Source organism: Microbulbifer mixtoriginis (SeqCode) (assembly GCF_052467515.1).
Genome location: NZ_CP174314.1, coordinates 1278606 through 1295194, shown reverse-complemented (window position 1 = coordinate 1295194; position 16589 = coordinate 1278606). Strand labels below are relative to the sequence as shown.

Below are 16589 nucleotides of genomic sequence, written 5' to 3'. Positions count from 1 at the left end.
ATTGTAAGGTTAGTCCTGCCCAGTGAGGCGCTTATAAGCCTCTATCGCAGCAGTTTTCTCTGCGGCGCGGCGACTATTGGCCTCGCCGCGAACCGGCTGGGCCAAACCACTAACCCGGCATTCTACGATAAAGTGCTGGGCGTGCTCAGCACCGGACACATCCACGACTGAATACACAGGCAGTGGCTTTTTACGGGCCTGCAGCCATTCCTGCAAGCGGGTTTTGGGGTCTTTCACCGTCTCCAGTGACAGTTCCTGCAGCCGTGGTGCAAACCATGCCAGCACTCTAGCGCGCGCTGCCTCCAGACCGGCATCAAGATAGATAGCACCGATCAGGGCCTCCACCGCATCAGCCAGGATAGAGGCACGGCGAAAGCCGCCGCTTTTCATCTCCCCCTCGCCCAGGCGCAAGCAGTCGCCAATATCCAGCTCTCGCGCCAGCTTGGCTAGGGTTTCACCACTGACCAGTTGCGCGCGCAAACGGCTCAGCTGACCCTCGCGCCCCTGAGGAAATTGCTCATAGAGTGCGGCACCAATAGTAAAGCCGAGAATGGAATCGCCGAGAAATTCCAAACGCTCGTTGTTACGGCTGCCGTGGGATCGGTGTGTAAGCGCCAACTCCAAAAGAGTGTTTTGTTCAAATTTATGGCCAAGGCGCTGGCAGAGGCGCTCCAGTAAAAGGTCAGTCACGTTTGCGGAATTGCTCCAGATCTATCAAAGGATCACAACAAAGCTCAGGCTTGGCCGTATTGAGCTGTTTGTTAAATTTCATCACGACATCCACGTTATAAATCAGCGGCTGGCGCAACTCGTAATTAATACTGACCACAGTACTTTTCGCCCCACGCACCACCTGCAATGCTTTAGTGGGCTCTCCGCGCACATTGTTGATCAGAAAGAAACGGCCCAGCTCTTTCTTGATCTGGCCGGTCGACATATTTTCCAGCTCCGGGCTCTCACCCAGAGTTCTCAGGGCCTCACTCACATAACGCGCATCCACGTAGGCTGGGGCCATTTTAGAAACACAGGTAAGGGCAAAGCCCAACACCGCAATAACCAACAACCAACCCCAGTAACTCATGCCGCGCTGACGCTTTAGTGAAACCCGGATAACACTACTCATTACCTTTGCCCTCAATCCATATCGCCGGCACAACGCCGGCCATTTTCGTTATTGGATAGAGCCTACACGTTTAAAGCTGGGCAAACTGAGCCAGTTGTCCCAGTGCATCCAAATAGCAAAAGCTTTACCCACTACATCACGCTCAGGGACAAAGCCCCATGCACGGCTATCGAGGCTGTTATCGCGGTTGTCGCCCATCATAAAGTAATGGCCTTCCGGGACTACACCACTAAAGTTACCGTACTGGCTGGCAGGGATATTTTTTTGCATTAAATGGCGCTTGCCATAGAGATTTTCCCACAATATTTCCTGTCTCGGATTTACCGGGGGCATCGCCTGAATCAGCTCCTGCGGTGCCAGCTCACCGTTGACATAGAGCACATTGTTTTTCAGCTCAATTTTATCACCGGGAAGGCCAATAACCCGCTTGATAAAGTAGGTATCATTCATGTGCGGTGGGAAAAACACCATCACGTCGCCGCGCTGAGGTTCGCCGATATCTACTACTTTTTTACGGGAGACCGGCAAGCGCAAGCCGTACTCATACTTATTGACCAGAATAAAATCACCAACCTGAAGGGTTGGGATCATGGAGCCAGAGGGAATCTGGAAAGGCTCGACAATAAAAGAGCGCAACACAAAAACGATTGCCAGGATTGGGAAGAACGACTTTGCGTACTCCACAACCACTGGATCCTCTTGCTTGCCCCCGCCTTCTTTTTTGCGGCGACGGGCAAAAAACAGGCTGTCTACCAGCCAGATACCGCCACTGATAACGACTAACCAGAGCAGAATCAGAGGTAAATTAATATCCATTATGTATCTCTATTTTCCTTGAAGCCAATAGCGGGCCTAGCCGCTATTGATCCACCTTCAGCACGGCCAGGAAGGCCTCTTGTGGCACTTCCACTCGACCGAGCTGTTTCATACGGCGCTTACCCGCTTTCTGCTTTTCAAGCAGTTTTTTCTTACGGGTGACATCGCCACCATAACATTTTGCAGTCACATTCTTGCGTAGAGCCTTTACGGTGGTACGGGCCACCACTTGGCCACCAATAGCCGCCTGAATTGCCACATCGAACATCTGCCGGGGAATCAATTCTTTCATTTTTTCCGCCATGGCACGCCCCTTCTGCTGGGCATTCTCACGGTGCACGATGAGCGCCAGGGCATCGACTCGATCCCCGTTAATGAGGATATCCAGACGCACCAGTTTTGCCGCTTCGAAGCGTACAAAGCTGTAATCCAGGGAAGCAAAGCCACGGCTCACCGACTTGAGGCGGTCGAAGAAATCCATCACCACTTCACTCATGGGTAGCTCATAGCGCAGGGATACCTGGGAACCCACGTACTGCATATCTTTCTGAATACCGCGCTTCTCCACGCAGAGAGTAATCACGTTGCCCAGATATTCCTGCGGCACCAGGATATTCACCTCGGCAATAGGCTCACGCATCTCCTCAATGTTACCCACATCCGGCAGGCGCGATGGGTTATCCACCATCACCACTTCGCCGTCGGTCTGCTCAACCTCATACACCACAGTTGGCGCGGTGGTGATCAAGTCGAGATCATACTCGCGCTCCAAACGCTCCTGGATAATCTCCATGTGCAGCATACCGAGGAAGCCGCAGCGGAAACCAAAGCCGAGCGCATCAGAGGTCTCAGGCTCATAGAACAAAGAGGCATCGTTAAGAGAAAGCTTCTCCAGCGCATCGCGGAAGCCTTCGTAATCATCGGAGCTAACCGGGAACAAACCCGCGTAAACCTGTGGTTTGACCTTCTGGAAGCCCGGCAGCATTTCGATTTCATCGGCACCCTTAGCGTGGGTCAGGGTATCGCCCACTGGCGCGCCATGGATATCCTTGATGCCAGCCACAACAAAACCCACTTCACCGGCACGCAACACACCAGTTTCTTTGCGCTTGGGGGTAAAGATACCGACGTTGTCCACCACATGGGGGCGGCCAATCGACTTGGTGACAATCTTGTCTTTGGTTTTCAGGGTGCCCTGCACCACTCGTACCAGGGACACAACGCCCAAATAGCTATCGAACCAGGAGTCGATGATCAGGGCCTGTAGCGGCGCATCCACATCACCCTCGGGTGGTGGAACCTGACGCACCAGATCCTCAAGGACATCCTCTACCCCCAGACCGGACTTGGCGCTGCAACGGGTCGCATCAGCTGCATCGATGCCGATGATTTCCTCAATTTCCTCAGCGACTTTATCCGGGTCCGCTTGGGGCAAGTCCATCTTGTTTAGTACCGGGATAACCTCCAGGCCCTGCTCAATCGCCGTATAACAGTTGGCCACTGACTGGGCCTCGACACCTTGTGCGGCATCCACTACCAACAGCGCCCCTTCACAGGCTGCCAGGGAGCGGGATACCTCGTAGGAGAAGTCCACGTGTCCCGGGGTATCGATAAAGTTCAACTGGTAGGTCTTACCATCCCGCGCTTTGTAGTCGAGCGTTACACTCTGCGCCTTGATGGTAATACCGCGCTCGCGCTCCAACTCCATGCTGTCGAGCACCTGAGCTTCCATTTCGCGGTCTGAGAGCCCACCGCAATCCTGAATAAAGCGGTCCGCCAGGGTAGATTTCCCGTGGTCGATATGGGCAATAATGGAGAAATTGCGGATATGTGAGAGATCTGTGGCCACTGCGGAATAAAAACCCTTGAAAAATCAAATGATTAGCTGGCGGAGCTGCCAGCTGTGTGGCGCAAGTCTAACAGAACTCCCGAGCAGAGGTGAGAGGCAGGTGACCCAATGGGCCACCATTTGCCTCTTGTACTTAGCTTTCGATCTTAATTGTGCGGAAAGTTGACTGGCCAGCTCGGAAAAAGCGGATCGGCAACAGCTCATCTTTGGGTAGGTCATCGACCACCGTTTCGTAGTCGCTGATATCAGTCACTTCCTCAAAGCCCAGCTGGGCGATGATATCACCGCTACGCAGACCCGCCTTAGCACCTGGCTTGCCGGGAATAACCTGGCGCACAAGCACGCCAGTATCTACATTCCAGCGCTGCTTCATACCCTCCGGGATTTCCTCGACAACCACACCCAGGGGGCCACCCATTCTGGATGCCGGCTGATTGGACGCCTGGCTGCGCTCTTCATCAGAACCCGGCAGGGAGCCAACAACCACTTGTAGCTTTTCGGTTCTGCCCTTGCGCATCAGCTCTACAGGAACCTCGGTGCCGGGGCGAACCTGACCTACTACATGTGGCAGGTCTCCATGTACACCAATCTTGCGACCATCAAAACGGATAATTACATCTCCAGGTTTAATACCGGCCTCAGCCGCAGGAGTACCTGGACTCACCTGCTCCACTAGCGCACCAGAAGGTTTACCGAGCCCCATGGCTTCAGCCATATCACGGTCCACATTGCGGATACCAACGCCGAGCCAGCCGCGATCCACACGACCCTTCTCTTTCAACTGGGCAACCACATCCTGGGCCAGGCTCGCTGGGATAGCGAAAGACAGGCCTATGGATCCGCCGCTACGGGTATAAATCTGGGAATTGATCCCCACTACCCGCCCATCGAGATTAAACAACGGCCCACCGGAGTTACCAGGGTTGATGGCTACATCGGTCTGAATGAATGGCACATAGTTTTCACGACTCTCATTGGGAATACTGCGCCCCATAGCACTCACGATACCGGCACTGGCGGAGTAGTCGAGGCCGAATGGCGAGCCGATCGCGACCACCCATTCACCCACCTGCAGCTCCTCTGAGTCCCCCCAGCGCACTGCCGACAGGTCATCGGCTTCGATCTTAAGCAGGGCAAGATCCGAGCGCTCATCGGTGCCTATCACCTTCGCCTCGTACTCGCGGCGATCGGTTAGCGTAACTCTCACCTCATCTGCACCATCGACCACATGGTTGTTGGTCACGATATAACCATCTTCAGAAATGATGAAACCTGAGCCCATGCTGGCCACTGGGCGCTGACGACGGCGTGGCTCGATCAGGTGACGGAAAATATCGGGGATTTCCTGCTGATACTGCGGCGAACTGTTGCCGCGAGCCACTCGGCTGCGATCCACCGTGTTGATCTTAACCACCGCAGGAGAGTTTTCCTCTATCAATTCGGTAAGCTCTGGCAGTCCGCGCGCACTAGCAGCGCCGGAAACCAAGAGACAGAGTACCAAGAGATATTGTGTACAGCGTTTAACCATAGGTTTGTTACCCCTAGTGTTCCCTTCTAATATGAAACCATTGGAATTTGAATCCCTTCCAGGGCATGCCTCGACGGAATGGCTCCGGCCCCTTTAGGGACATTCAGTAACGATTTAGTGGCTGTATAGCCACGAAAGTTCTGCCGCCTAATGTAAATCTGTGTAAAGGCCAGCGATGTCCAAACTGCGCCCACGCCCACAGCGAGGCCAATTCCACCTCCCCAAAGAACTGTACGGATACAGTGCCCTGGGCGCACCACTTTTTTATTTTCCCGCTCAATCCGGCCACAAACCGGGCCTGGTGATGGCCGGCACCCACGGCGATGAAGTCGCAGCAGTGGTAGCACTCTCTTGTGCATTGCGCTCACTGGCGACGAACCAACTCAAACACCATGTGATACTGGCGGTAAATCCCGATGGTTGCCAGTTGGGTACCCGCTGCAATGCACACGGCGTGGATCTGAACCGCAACTTTGCCACAGAGAACTGGGACGGCGGCGGCAATGTTTACCGCTGGAATAGCACAGCAGATGCCCGCGATGTCCAACTCGGTACCGGCAACAGGCCCGCCTCCGAGAGCGAAACTTCCGCGTTATCCCAGTTGATTACCAAACTGGCGCCCCCTTGGACGGTATCCATCCACGAGCCCCTGGGCTGCGTGGAAGACCCCGACAAAACTACACTGGGAGCCTGGTTGGCCGAAGGTATGCAGCTGCCTCTGGTCGAACAGCTAGGCTACCAAACACCGGGTTCTTTCGGTACCTGGTGCGCCGAGCGCGCCCTGCCCTGTATCACCGTGGAGTTTCCACCAATCTCCGCTGATGCAGCCAGTGAAAAATATCTGGATATACTGATCGACCTGATTACTTACGACCAATAAACCCTGCCAGCAGTAAAGCGCAGTGGGGGCTCGGCATCTCTCGCCAGCCAGGTAGGGCCATCCAAATCCAGATAGCGCGCCTTTGACCCCAGAGGCCAAGCCGCACGTATTGCCCGCGAGGTACACAACATACAACCGAGCATCAGCTCAAAACCCTGCGCGGATGCCTCCTTCGCCAGAGCCTCAGCCTCACGAATCCCCCCGGTCTTATCGAGCTTAATATTGACCATCTCATAGCGCCCCTTCAGACGCGGCAGGTCAGCTCGGGTATGGCAGCTCTCATCGGCACAGATAGGAAGTGGATGGGGAAATGTGGTGAGAAATTTATCGTCGTCCGCAGGCAAGGGTTGCTCCAGCATGGCAACCCCCAACTCGGCCAACTGCTGACAGCGCTCGATCAGAGTGATGCTCTGCCAGGCTTCATTGGCATCAATCACCAACTGGGCACTGGGCGCAGCGGCACGCACGGCCGCCACCCGCTCACAGACCAGATGATCATCCAGCTTGAGCTTTAATACTTGCACTCCATGGGATACCGCATTGTCCGCGGCCATAGCCATGGCCTCCGGGCTGTCGATCACCAAAGTCTGTACGGTGGACAGGGAATCGGGGCCGGCAAAGGGCACATTATTGTACTTCGCCTCCCAGTCAGCCAGCGCGCAGTCGAGGGCATTGCGCGCGGCGCCAGCAGGCAATCGCGACGCCAAAGCACTTCGCTTCAAACCGGCAGCCAGCTCGGAAAGCAAGGGTTCCAGCTGCTGCACAACCGATTCAGGGCTTTCGCCATAGCGGGCATAAGGGGTGCACTCTCCAATACCCACGCGGCCTTCCAGCTTTACCTCTACAACGACGACTTCTGCTTCAGTGCGAGCTCCGCGGGAGATAACAAAGGCCGTGCGCAGGGGCCAGCGCTCTATATAGCAGCGGGCCAACATGGAAAGACTCCGATTAAACCTTGGAGTTATCAGTTTAGATTCAGTTATGAATGCCCGCTGCTGGGCTCTATGCGCAACAGCACCGGGGTAAAAGTGGGATTGGCAGCTTGGCGGCGACTGTACCAACGCACGCCGAGAGCACCGCCCAGCAGGCCCATTAGCGCGCCTATAACGGCGCCAGCCTCAGCGAAAAGATAGTCCCCCAATAGTGCGACAAGCACCAGGGAAACCAGGGGTAACAAATAAACCAGCAGGGTACTGCTGGTCAGGGCACTCTCAGTAATGCCGATTACGGCGGTATCATTCAGGGAAATTTTATCGGCCGGGTAGCCGTTAAGAACTGCTCTCACTCGCGTGGAAGAAGAAAAAAAGTCACCAAGTAGACCAGTGCCGCAGCCAGACTTGGCCTCACAACCATTGCAGGCGCTGCGCTGGATTGTTTCAACCCAGACAGCGTCGGATTCTATGGCGACAATACGGCCGCGCTCTTCAAGCACGGCATTCAGCCTTTTTCAGCAATAGAACTGGCTACTCTGCGCGCCGTGGCATCGGGGATTTCCCCAACGACAGTAACGGTATAAGCGACGCCATTGACTTCCATTCGGTCCATATAGGCCACTGTCGCACCGCGTATGGCTCTGCCTTTAAAATCCTTTAGCTCAGGTCCAAGGCGTTGCACAAACACGGTAAATACGCCTAGCCCATCACTAAAGACCATCATATCGCCATCGGAAAGGGGTTTTACCGATACCACCTTGAAACCTTCCGGCAGCCAGCGCACTTGCCAGCGACTCTGGGAGGATTCGCAGCTAGTTCGATTATCAACCCGTCGCGCATTATTGGAGACCGCCTCCAGGGCACCATCCTCTACCGGCGACAAGTCTAGCTGTACAAACTGGTAGCGCTCCAACACTCGGCCCTGGGTGCTCACCAACATAGTTTTAAGGGGCAGGCCGGTTTCCCGGTCTAAGCTGACCACCAGCCCGAGCCGGTAGCGATCCCGCGGCCTGGCCTCGATCACTACTGCATCGCGATCGGCAATACGCTCCTCGCCACGCAAAATAAACTGGTAGGCGCGCTGAACTTGTTGCTGTCCCACCGCATTCCATAGGGTAGCCCGAGCACTGGGCGAAACACCGTAGTCACAATTGCTGCTGCTACCGTGGCTGATCAATTCTCGCGGCTCGCCACTGAGGTAGCGCACACGCTCTACCTGTTCTCCGTCGCGGACCGCGTGTACCACCTGCAGGGTTTCAAGCATGCCGGCGTGCTCAAAGGTGACCAGCCCGCTGTATTCCAGCTCGGCAACCGCCTTGGCAAGCTTGGCCAACCACTGCTCTACCTCATTACCGGCAACCGCTACCGACACAGCACCAGGACTGGTCAGAGCTTCCGCAGAGAGCACTGTGGGGTCGACAGCCGGAGGTTCCGAGTTGGCGGTAGTCAGGGCATCCTGTTCACTGCTCGGGTTTGTCACCTCAGCAGCAGAAGCTGCCGCCTGGGTGCTGGCCATATCGAGGTTTACGATACTCGGCGCACTGGGTTGGATAGCATTATCGGCGCTGGCTGTCTCCTGGGCGATCGCCAGTGGCGCCAGCAGTGAGGTGGCCAGTAAGAGGTTACTGGCCCTGCGAATTCCAATACGGATAAGACTCCCCCTGAAAACGGCTTTCGTCACGCTACATACCAACTTGTTCGCCGTAGGTCGCGCGGGCAAAAGGCACCATGCCCTGGCTGCCGACATGCGCGGCCTGTTCTGAGTGTTGCATCATTACGCGGTTCAGATGGCGCATCAGCTCCGGTGTAGGCACCTGCTGAATCACCTGCTGGCCAACCACACCACGCTGCTCGGGTACAAAGCTCGGAGTGGCTGTGCTTACTGAGCGAGTAGATGGTGCCGGCACATAAAAACCGGACGGCTGCGGGGCAGATTGCACTACCGGCTGTGCCGGGCGCTCAACCTCCGCCATCAATTCCACACCCTGACCCTGTACTGGACTCTGCTGTGTATCGGTAATCTGTTGAACCCCAAGGATTGCAGCAAATGCTACAGTGGCCGCTACCGCACCGCGTGAAAGCGGACGCCACCAACGGTTATTGATCAACCCATTGGCCGCCACGGCACCACCACTCCCCGTTTGCGACAAGGGCTCTTCGAGATCAATTGCCGCAGAGATGTTTGCAGCGAGACTGCTGTTCACAGGGGCAACCTGTTCGCGGCGCATTACACTCGCCGCAAGTTGGTAGCGTGACCAGCGCTCACCCAACTCTTCAGAAGCCGAAGAGGCTTTTAACAGCCGCTGCAACTCCAACTCGCTGACTTCGCCATCCATAAGCGCCGAGAGCGACTCGTTGAGACGTTCCTGATGATTCCCGTGGGACATAGGGGTTAACCCTCTTGTGCAATCATTTATTCGGTGCCCACACGCACCATAGTTGGTATGAGATAAGACCGGGCTCTCGGCGGTTGGTTTCCCCAGTTGGGAAAATTTTCCGCAATTTTAACCCCGGTCACCCAGTGTTTCCGGCTCACCGGCCATCACGGCCTGGACTGTCCGGTCAATAGCTTCCCGTGCACGAAAAATTCTCGAACGCACTGTGCCTACCGGGCATCCCATTACCTCGGCGATCTCCTCATAGCTCAGTCCCTCTAGCTCTCTCAGCGTAACCGCTGAACGCAGATCCTCTGGCAGTGCGCGAATGGCGCGATGCACCGCAGATTCAAGCTGGTCACGAAACATCTGGTTCTCAGGTGTTTCGTTATCCCGCAACAGATCGGCGCCGGAGTAGAACTCGGCATCCTCAAGATCCACATCGGAAGACGGGGGCCTGCGGCTACGGGAAACCAAATGATTTTTAGCGGTATTAATCGCAATCCGGTACATCCATGTGTAAAAAGCGCTGTCGCCACGGAAATTGGCGAGCGCCCTGTAGGCCTTAATAAAAGCCTCCTGAGTGACATCCTGTACCTCACTGTGGTCCTTGATAAATCTGCTGACCACAGCAACAATTTTGTGTTGATACTTGAGTACTAACAGGTCAAAAGCGCGTTTATCTCCCTTTTGAACCCGCTCCACCAGCTCACGGTCACTCGTTGACGCCTGATGCGCTGTCATCCCCAACTCCCATATCCAGCCACACTGCGGGCACCACAACGATTTACTGAGGGGCTGCCGGCGCAGGCGTTTCTTTTACTGTGTTGAAGACACTGACAATAGGACATAAGTTCCACGTCAAATCGACGAATAATCAGGAGGCGCTATACTACGCGACCCTTAAAGATAAATGAAATCTATGAATGCCCCGGTAAACTACGACGTTCTCGTCATCGGCAGCGGCGCCGCTGGCCTCACCCTGGCCCTGCATCTCTCCGCCAAATACCGCGTAGCCTTGCTTTCCAAGCAGCGTCTGCAGGACGGTTCCACCTGGTTCGCCCAGGGGGGCATCGCGGCAGTGTTAGACGATATGGATTCGGTGGAGTCACATATTGCAGACACATTAGACGCGGGTGCCGGACTCTGCCACCCATCGTCTGTGCGCTTCACGGTAGAAGAGAGCACCGCAGCCATTCGCTGGCTGATTGACCAGGGCGTGAGTTTCACCCGCGAGGGCGAGGTCTACCACCTGACAAAAGAAGGTGGGCACAGCCATCGCCGTATCATTCACAGCGCCGACGCCACGGGCAAAGCCGTACATAGCACCTTGCTGGTGAAAGTACTCAACAGCCCCAATATTGACTGCTTTGAACATCACGTCGCCATTGATTTAATACGCCAACCGGACCCCGAGAAAGGGCGTTTTCGCTGTGCTGGCGCCTATGTGCTGAATAAAAATACTGAAGAAGTCGAGCTATTGCAGGCCAAGGCGGTGATCCTCGCCACCGGTGGTGCCAGCAAGGCCTATCTGTATACCAGTAATCCAGATGGTGCCAGCGGCGACGGCATTGCCATGGCTTGGCGCGCCGGCTGCCGGGTGGCCAATATGGAATTCAACCAATTCCACCCCACCTGCCTCTACCACCCCAAGGCTAAAGCCTTGCTGGTTACAGAAGCCCTGCGCGGCGAGGGAGCACAGTTGAAACTGCCCGATGGCAGCCGCTTTATGGAACGCTTTGATAAGCGCGGTGAACTAGCCCCCAGGGACATCGTCGCCCGTGCCATTGACCACGAAATGAAACGCCTTGGTGCCGACTGCCTCTATTTGGATATCTCCCACAAAGATTCCACCTTTGTACGTGAGCACTTCCCCACCGTGTATAGCAACTGCCTGAAATACGGCATAGATATCACCAAAGAGCCCATCCCGGTGGTGCCTGCCGCCCACTATACCTGCGGTGGAATTATGGTAGATAAACACGGTTGCACCGACCTGGACCAACTCTATGCCATCGGGGAAACCACTTTTACCGGCCTTCATGGCGCCAATCGCCTGGCTAGTAACTCCCTATTGGAATGCCTGGTATACGCCCGTTCTGCGGCCTTACACATCGACGAACATCTTGACTCGGTGCAAGCACCGCGCAAGGCGCCGGAGTGGGACGCCTCGCGAGTTACGGACTCTGATGAAGACGTTGTGATATCCCACAACTGGGATGAGCTGCGGCGCTTTATGTGGGACTACGTGGGAATCGTGCGCACCCGCAAGCGCCTGTTGCGCGCTCAGCACAGAGTAAAACTCCTGCAGCGGGAAATTCGCGAGTTTTATGCCAATTACCGCATCACGAATGATCTAGTGGAACTACGCAATCTGGCCTTGGTTTCCGATTTGATCATCCGCTCGGCTCTGGACCGCCGCGAGAGCCGGGGCCTGCACTACTCTCTCGATTATCCAGATCTCAGAGAGCTGGCCATGGATACGGTGCTGGTACCGGAAAACTACGCCAATCAGAGGCAATTTATCTGAACACAGGGGATGGGTGGGCAGAGCCCACCCTAGCGCGAATAGCGCAAAGCCACTTGCAATCTGCGCCAGTCGTCCCGATCGAGCGCGTCCCGCGCCAAAACCAAGCAAAGAGAGGCGCCCATCTGATCACGTCCGCGGATTACCAGCAACCACTGCCACACTACCAGCTCACCACAAAACTCAAATTCTCGTTCCACTCCACTTTCAGCACGCCAAAACCAGCGACGGTCTCGGGTTGATAAGATCCCGCACATCCGCTCCAGGCGACGTTTTTCTAAAAAGGTATAGAGGCACACAAGCAGCAGTGCCGACCAGAAAAGCCAGGAAGGGAGGTCACTCAACCACAACAGCATTACCGCCTGCCCTGTGGCAAGCAATAAAAAGAGAAGAAGGAAAGGCGATCGCGCAACCACGCAGCTCAAGCGTGCGCTGCGCTCAAAAATTTGAGGCGGCGGTCTACTGCTGTAAACCGGTGTTGTCACGGATGATCTGTACTATGCGCAATAGCTCCGGGTCGGCCGGATCTTCACGGCGCATGAACCAGGCAAACAGATCCTGGTCCTGCTCGTCCATCAGTCGCACATAACGCTGTTGATCATCGGGCTCCAGGGTCTCGTATATATTGTCCAGAAACGGCAGCAGCACCAGATCTAACTCCAACATGCCGCGGCGGCTGGCCCAAAACAGGCGGTTGCGATCCATACTTCATTTCCAACCAGATTAAAGTGCGCAGTATACCTGCTAGCTGAGCAAACTTGAAAAAGGGCGCTGTAATCCCCAATTAATGCCACCAAGACAACCGGAGGTGGCAACACTATGGACCAGCAACAGTGGCAGGATTTTCTCAGTAGCGAAGGCGCCATTTGGGAAGGCGGCAGGGCCCACTTCCCCCTTACCAGCAATGATGACCGCCAGGGCTTACACCTTATCGACCTCGGCCCCGTGGGCGCCGTTTCAGTAGTAGGCCCCGATAGTCAGAAGTTTCTGCAAGGCCAGCTCACTTGCGACCTTGTAAATCTACCCGACGGGCACAGCACACTGGGTGCTCACTGCAACCCCAAGGGACGCATGATCAGTGCCTTTAGTGCCCTTAAACTCTCCCAGAGCGAATTTATACTCCGCCTACCCCGCAATCTCGCCCCAATCGCCCGGCAGGCGCTGGCGAAGTACGCCGTATTTTTCAAGGCGGAACTTAGCGACATCAGCGATGACTCCCATTGGCTAGGCCTACAGGGAGAGGGTGTTGCGGAACAGGCGGCACAACTACTGGGCTTCGAGGCCCCTTCTCCAGGCCAGGTAGTGACTTTCGATTTCAGTGGCGAGCGCTGTATCGCCCAATCGGTCAATGAGTTCCAATTGGCTCTGCTTAGCCCCAGCGATAAAACACAACAACTCTGGCAAAAACTCTCTCCCCATAGTGAAGCCACAGGTTACGACCAGTGGCAAAAGGGGCAGATCGAAGCCGGCATCCCCCAGGTTGATGCCACCACTTCTGAGATGTTTATCCCACAAATGACTAACCTGCACCTACTTGGCGGTGTGAGTTTTAAAAAGGGATGTTATACCGGCCAGGAAGTTGTCGCCCGCATGCAGTTCCGTGGTGCTGCCAAGCGTCGTCTGTACCGTGCAAAATGTGAGGGTGGTGATCTTCCAACCAGTGGACTGGAAATCTTTGCCGACGGACAACAAAGCATCGGCAATCTGGTTGAAGCCTGCCACAGCGAAGAAGGCATAGAATTGCTCGCCGTACTGACAATTGCCAAAATTGCCGCCGGCGAAACCTTAAAGTTGAAAGATGGCCGCGCCCTGGAGATTCAAGATTTACCCTACGATGCTGATGCCGACCCCTTAGCATAAAGCTAATTACCCAGCTGATTCACTTTTGGCAGATAGACCGGTATACAGTTCATACCGGTCTCAGGCAGGAAACACCGACCCACACTGCCTTTAGGCAATATTTATAACCATTGCCTCCATAGGCCTGATAATCCACTCAGATATTAGGCAAAATATTCACAAAGTGATATTCCCCGTCGCCGCTTTTACATTCAGGCCACTAATTAATAAGCGCTTTTCTAATACGACATGTAACTTTTACACCAAATAATTACAGCTATTTCCACAAAAATATTTTGCCTTTTTCCGCTAATCTTATTCTGCTATACCCAAAACTTACACAGGCAAAGGGATGACTCCACTGAAAGAGATGAGCCAGATTATCGTTACTCTTGAATCCTGTGTTGTACTGGCAGGTTTCGCGGCAATCGTAGGCACCCTTCAGCCAAAGAAAACCAGGAGAATCACCAAGGGAAGAATTGTCTCCCTCGCCATGATAATTTATATCAGTCTAGTTAATGCTCTCCTCGCCGCTTTCACCCTAATACTTGCAAACTTTGGCATTAGTGATCAAACCTTATGGTCTGCAAGCAGCTTTGCCATGAGTTTGGCTACCGCTTTCTCCATTACTTATTTATGGATAAAAAAGCGCCTTAGGACAGTTTCCAAAGTAGCGAAAATTATTTACTTTGCGCTCTTTGGAGGCGCAGGGTGCATGGTAATTATCAACCTCTTAAATGCCTTTGGACTTGGCTTTAACAAAGAATACGGACCCTACTTCCTATCATTTGTTTTTAATTTGTTTATTGTTGGTTATGCCTTCACTAGACTGCTTATGCGACCTCTATGGGCAGTAGTAATAGAAAACGAACAACAACATGCAAGAAAGAGTCAAGCCGGTACAAGGTAGCTCTACCAAAACAGATAAGAATCACACCCGACTCTCAAGGACATATAAATTGCCCTTAACAACCAAGCGTACTTCATCCACCGAGAAGTACCTACCTTACCAAGAGCCCTCAATAGAAAATTTCGGCATGTAACAGAAACGAATAAAACCCTATAAAGTCTGCAAGCTACTAAAAAACATAAACTATCCTTTACACACCGATAACCCCCTCACAACATAACATCTCTGCCCAGGGCAACAGCGGAAGATGGATACACTGCCGGGACAAATTGAACAACTGCTACATATTATCGAAGTCTCCATTATCCTGGCAGGTTTTGCAGCTATGGTTGCAACTTTTCAGTCAAGAAAAATGGAAAGTATCTCCAGAGGGCATGTCGTCTCTCTCGCCATGATTGTCTATATCAGCTTGTGTAGCGCCTTACTCTCCGCTTTTTCACTTATTCTTTTAAATTTTCATGTCGAGGCTAAGCATGTCTGGTCTATCAGCAGCAGCCTTATGGGAATAGCCACCATGGGGTTTATTGCTTATCTGTGGAAGAAAAGACATTTTAAGTTTGTCTCCCCCATAATGAAATTCACCTACTACGGACTTTTTGGCATAGCTTCTTCCATTGTCATCATAAGCACTCTAAATGCAGCCGGGATAGTTTTTGAAAGAGAGTTTGGGCCGTATTTTCTTGCTTACATATGTAATTTGTTTTTTGTCGGCTTCGCCTTTGCCAGGCTCTTAATGCGGCCTTTATGGAAGTCCGTTGAAAAGAAAGAAGCCAGCCAGCCTCATAGCGAGCGTGCAAGGAGGCGCCGTTAACCACACCGGGAAGCCTCTGGATAATTCATGAAAAATTATTTTTTAGTAGATCCAAGATCTTAAGGAATCTGCTTCACAGTAAAATCAACAGCTATTTGAAGAACCAAAGACCCCATACCTATTTTTCAATTGATAGATACGGGATCTATGGGAACTACCCAGCTGTAACTTCAACTATTTACCAGGGCTGCTCTTCACCAAGGTGAATAAATTGACCGTTAGGGCCGTCACTATCAATCAAGGCAAGCTCCACAACAGTTCTCGCCCCTTCGGTCACATCCATTGGCGCCGCGCTGGTACCCAAATCGGTTTTAACCCAACCTGGGTGTGCGCTGTTTACCTTAATACCAGTATCTGCAAGACTTTGGCTCAAAGAAACTGTAAACATATTAAGCGCAGCCTTTGACGCATTGTAAGCGAAGGGCTTCACTGCACTCCAACCAGAGTTCTGGTCAGCATTCACAGCTAAAGAACCCAGAATACTACTCACGTTCACGATACGGCCAGCTTTACTCTTCTTTAGCAGTGGCAGAAGATCTTGCGTTAGACCAATTTGAGCGAATACGTTAATGCTAAAAGTGGTGTTCAGATCCTCCTGCGAAACTGTTTCACTATTGTTCTGGCCCCACTCCCCTCAACGATAACACCGGCATTATTCACCAGAATATCCAGCCGACCATATTGCTCCGCAATCTTTTGAGCAGCTCGTGCCCTATCTTCAGCTTTGGTAATATCCAGCTCAATAATATCAATTGGTGCCACCTCACCATTCCAAGTAGCTTGAACGGCCTCCAATTTCGCTTTATCTCGACCAGACAGGATTACTTTGACTCCCTGGTTAGAAAGCTGCTTGGCAGCCTCAAGACCAATTCCTCGATTTGAACCGGTGATCAATGCAATTCGATCGTTAGACATGGTAAATCTCCTGTGAGTTAGGTTGCTTCAAACACAGGAGCATTCTATTATTCGAGGAAATAGAAACAATTATATAAAAATAAA

At 53.3% G+C, this 16589-nt stretch carries 19 protein-coding genes; 5 read left to right on the top strand and 14 right to left on the bottom strand.

Features of this window, described 5'->3' with window-relative positions; translation table 11 throughout:
- Nucleotides 1-9 precede the first annotated feature (9 nt).
- The 5 genes from rnc to ACJJIT_RS05545 form a co-directional block, all read right to left on the bottom strand.
- A complete protein-coding gene (rnc, locus tag ACJJIT_RS05565; RefSeq protein WP_444900242.1) occupies nt 10-690 on the bottom strand; it encodes a ribonuclease III in 681 nt (226 codons plus the stop codon).
- Nucleotides 683-1123: a DUF4845 domain-containing protein gene (locus ACJJIT_RS05560; RefSeq protein ID WP_444900241.1), complete on the bottom strand. Its 441-nt coding sequence runs from the start codon at nt 1121-1123 to the stop codon at nt 683-685. The genes rnc and ACJJIT_RS05560 overlap by 8 nt, the downstream gene beginning before the upstream one ends.
- A gap of 48 nt (nt 1124-1171) precedes the next feature.
- On the bottom strand, nt 1172-1939 hold the full coding sequence (lepB, locus tag ACJJIT_RS05555; RefSeq protein ID WP_252082555.1) for a signal peptidase I: 768 nt from the start codon (nt 1937-1939) through the stop codon (nt 1172-1174).
- A gap of 43 nt (nt 1940-1982) precedes the next feature.
- Nucleotides 1983-3788 (bottom strand): translation elongation factor 4, encoded by a 1806-nt coding sequence (gene lepA / locus ACJJIT_RS05550; protein WP_252082557.1) that lies wholly within the window; start codon nt 3786-3788, stop codon nt 1983-1985.
- Nucleotides 3789-3921: 133 nt separating this feature from the next.
- Nucleotides 3922-5316: a Do family serine endopeptidase gene (locus ACJJIT_RS05545; protein ID WP_444900240.1), complete on the bottom strand. Its 1395-nt coding sequence runs from the start codon at nt 5314-5316 to the stop codon at nt 3922-3924.
- Nucleotides 5317-5491: 175 nt separating this feature from the next.
- Here ACJJIT_RS05545 and mpaA point away from each other — a divergent pair, with 175 nt between their 5' ends.
- Nucleotides 5492-6196: a murein tripeptide amidase MpaA gene (gene mpaA / locus ACJJIT_RS05540; RefSeq protein ID WP_444900239.1), complete on the top strand. Its 705-nt coding sequence runs from the start codon at nt 5492-5494 to the stop codon at nt 6194-6196.
- Here the strand turns inward: mpaA and ycjG are convergent.
- From ycjG to rpoE, 5 genes are all read right to left on the bottom strand, one after another.
- A complete protein-coding gene (ycjG, locus tag ACJJIT_RS05535; protein ID WP_444900238.1) occupies nt 6184-7131 on the bottom strand; it encodes an L-Ala-D/L-Glu epimerase in 948 nt (315 codons plus the stop codon). The genes mpaA and ycjG overlap by 13 nt on opposite strands.
- A 44-nt stretch (nt 7132-7175) precedes the next feature.
- Entirely contained in the window at nt 7176-7628 is a 453-nt protein-coding gene (locus tag ACJJIT_RS05530; protein WP_444900237.1) for a SoxR reducing system RseC family protein, read from the bottom strand.
- A gap of 5 nt (nt 7629-7633) precedes the next feature.
- The gene (locus ACJJIT_RS05525; RefSeq protein WP_444900236.1) at nt 7634-8809 is read right to left on the bottom strand and encodes a MucB/RseB C-terminal domain-containing protein; all 1176 of its coding nucleotides are present in this window, start codon (nt 8807-8809) and stop codon (nt 7634-7636) included.
- A 1-nt stretch (nt 8810) separates the two neighbouring features.
- Nucleotides 8811-9515, bottom strand: a complete 705-nt coding sequence (locus tag ACJJIT_RS05520) for a sigma-E factor negative regulatory protein (RefSeq protein ID WP_252082571.1) — start codon at nt 9513-9515, stop codon at nt 8811-8813.
- Between the two features lie 117 nt (nt 9516-9632).
- A complete protein-coding gene (gene rpoE / locus ACJJIT_RS05515; RefSeq protein ID WP_226647383.1) occupies nt 9633-10247 on the bottom strand; it encodes an RNA polymerase sigma factor RpoE in 615 nt (204 codons plus the stop codon).
- A 178-nt stretch (nt 10248-10425) separates the two neighbouring features.
- Here rpoE and nadB point away from each other — a divergent pair, with 178 nt between their 5' ends.
- Complete coding sequence (nadB, locus tag ACJJIT_RS05510; protein ID WP_444900235.1) at nt 10426-12033, top strand: L-aspartate oxidase; 1608 nt, start codon at nt 10426-10428, stop codon at nt 12031-12033.
- A 29-nt stretch (nt 12034-12062) separates the two neighbouring features.
- Here nadB and ACJJIT_RS05505 read toward each other — a convergent pair whose 3' ends face one another.
- Together ACJJIT_RS05505 and ACJJIT_RS05500 are read right to left on the bottom strand one after the other, a co-directional pair.
- A complete protein-coding gene (locus tag ACJJIT_RS05505; RefSeq protein WP_444900234.1) occupies nt 12063-12515 on the bottom strand; it encodes a protein YgfX in 453 nt (150 codons plus the stop codon).
- Entirely contained in the window at nt 12490-12735 is a 246-nt protein-coding gene (locus tag ACJJIT_RS05500) for an FAD assembly factor SdhE (protein ID WP_444900233.1), read from the bottom strand. Before ACJJIT_RS05500 ends, ACJJIT_RS05505 begins: the two co-directional genes overlap by 26 nt.
- 114 nt (nt 12736-12849) lie before the next feature.
- Here ACJJIT_RS05500 and ygfZ point away from each other — a divergent pair, with 114 nt between their 5' ends.
- The 3 genes from ygfZ (at nt 12850) to ACJJIT_RS05485 (ending at nt 15590) form a co-directional block, all read left to right on the top strand.
- Nucleotides 12850-13890, top strand: coding sequence for a CAF17-like 4Fe-4S cluster assembly/insertion protein YgfZ (gene ygfZ / locus ACJJIT_RS05495; RefSeq protein WP_444900232.1), 1041 nt, complete (start codon nt 12850-12852; stop codon nt 13888-13890).
- Nucleotides 13891-14221: 331 nt separating this feature from the next.
- Complete coding sequence (locus ACJJIT_RS05490) at nt 14222-14779, top strand: hypothetical protein (RefSeq protein ID WP_444900231.1); 558 nt, start codon at nt 14222-14224, stop codon at nt 14777-14779.
- A gap of 247 nt (nt 14780-15026) precedes the next feature.
- Nucleotides 15027-15590, top strand: a complete 564-nt coding sequence (locus tag ACJJIT_RS05485) for a hypothetical protein (RefSeq protein ID WP_444900230.1) — start codon at nt 15027-15029, stop codon at nt 15588-15590.
- 178 nt (nt 15591-15768) lie between these two features.
- Here ACJJIT_RS05485 and ACJJIT_RS05480 read toward each other — a convergent pair whose 3' ends face one another.
- Both ACJJIT_RS05480 and ACJJIT_RS05475 read right to left on the bottom strand, forming a co-directional pair.
- Nucleotides 15769-16161 carry an SDR family NAD(P)-dependent oxidoreductase gene (locus ACJJIT_RS05480; RefSeq protein WP_444900896.1) on the bottom strand — a complete coding sequence of 131 codons (393 nt, stop codon included), beginning with the start codon at nt 16159-16161 and terminating at the stop codon, nt 15769-15771.
- Nucleotides 16162-16175: 14 nt separating this feature from the next.
- Nucleotides 16176-16505, bottom strand: coding sequence for an SDR family NAD(P)-dependent oxidoreductase (locus ACJJIT_RS05475; protein ID WP_444900229.1), 330 nt, complete (start codon nt 16503-16505; stop codon nt 16176-16178).
- Between the last annotated feature and the right edge of the window lie 84 nt (nt 16506-16589).

Coding starts and splice junctions, on each gene's coding strand:
- ACJJIT_RS05560 (WP_444900241.1), bottom strand. CDS start 1,123: ATGAGTAGTGTTATCCGGGTTTCACTAAAGCGTCAGCGCGGCATGAGT.
- lepB (WP_252082555.1), bottom strand. CDS start 1,939: ATGGATATTAATTTACCTCTGATTCTGCTCTGGTTAGTCGTTATCAGT.
- ACJJIT_RS05545 (WP_444900240.1), bottom strand. CDS start 5,316: ATGGTTAAACGCTGTACACAATATCTCTTGGTACTCTGTCTCTTGGTT.
- mpaA (WP_444900239.1), top strand. CDS start 5,492: ATGTCCAAACTGCGCCCACGCCCACAGCGAGGCCAATTCCACCTCCCC.
- ycjG (WP_444900238.1), bottom strand. CDS start 7,131: ATGTTGGCCCGCTGCTATATAGAGCGCTGGCCCCTGCGCACGGCCTTT.
- ACJJIT_RS05520 (WP_252082571.1), bottom strand. CDS start 9,515: ATGTCCCACGGGAATCATCAGGAACGTCTCAACGAGTCGCTCTCGGCG.
- rpoE (WP_226647383.1), bottom strand. CDS start 10,247: ATGACAGCGCATCAGGCGTCAACGAGTGACCGTGAGCTGGTGGAGCGG.
- nadB (WP_444900235.1), top strand. CDS start 10,426: ATGAATGCCCCGGTAAACTACGACGTTCTCGTCATCGGCAGCGGCGCC.
- ACJJIT_RS05500 (WP_444900233.1), bottom strand. CDS start 12,735: ATGGATCGCAACCGCCTGTTTTGGGCCAGCCGCCGCGGCATGTTGGAG.
- ygfZ (WP_444900232.1), top strand. CDS start 12,850: ATGGACCAGCAACAGTGGCAGGATTTTCTCAGTAGCGAAGGCGCCATT.
- ACJJIT_RS05490 (WP_444900231.1), top strand. CDS start 14,222: ATGACTCCACTGAAAGAGATGAGCCAGATTATCGTTACTCTTGAATCC.
- ACJJIT_RS05485 (WP_444900230.1), top strand. CDS start 15,027: ATGGATACACTGCCGGGACAAATTGAACAACTGCTACATATTATCGAA.
- ACJJIT_RS05475 (WP_444900229.1), bottom strand. CDS start 16,505: ATGTCTAACGATCGAATTGCATTGATCACCGGTTCAAATCGAGGAATT.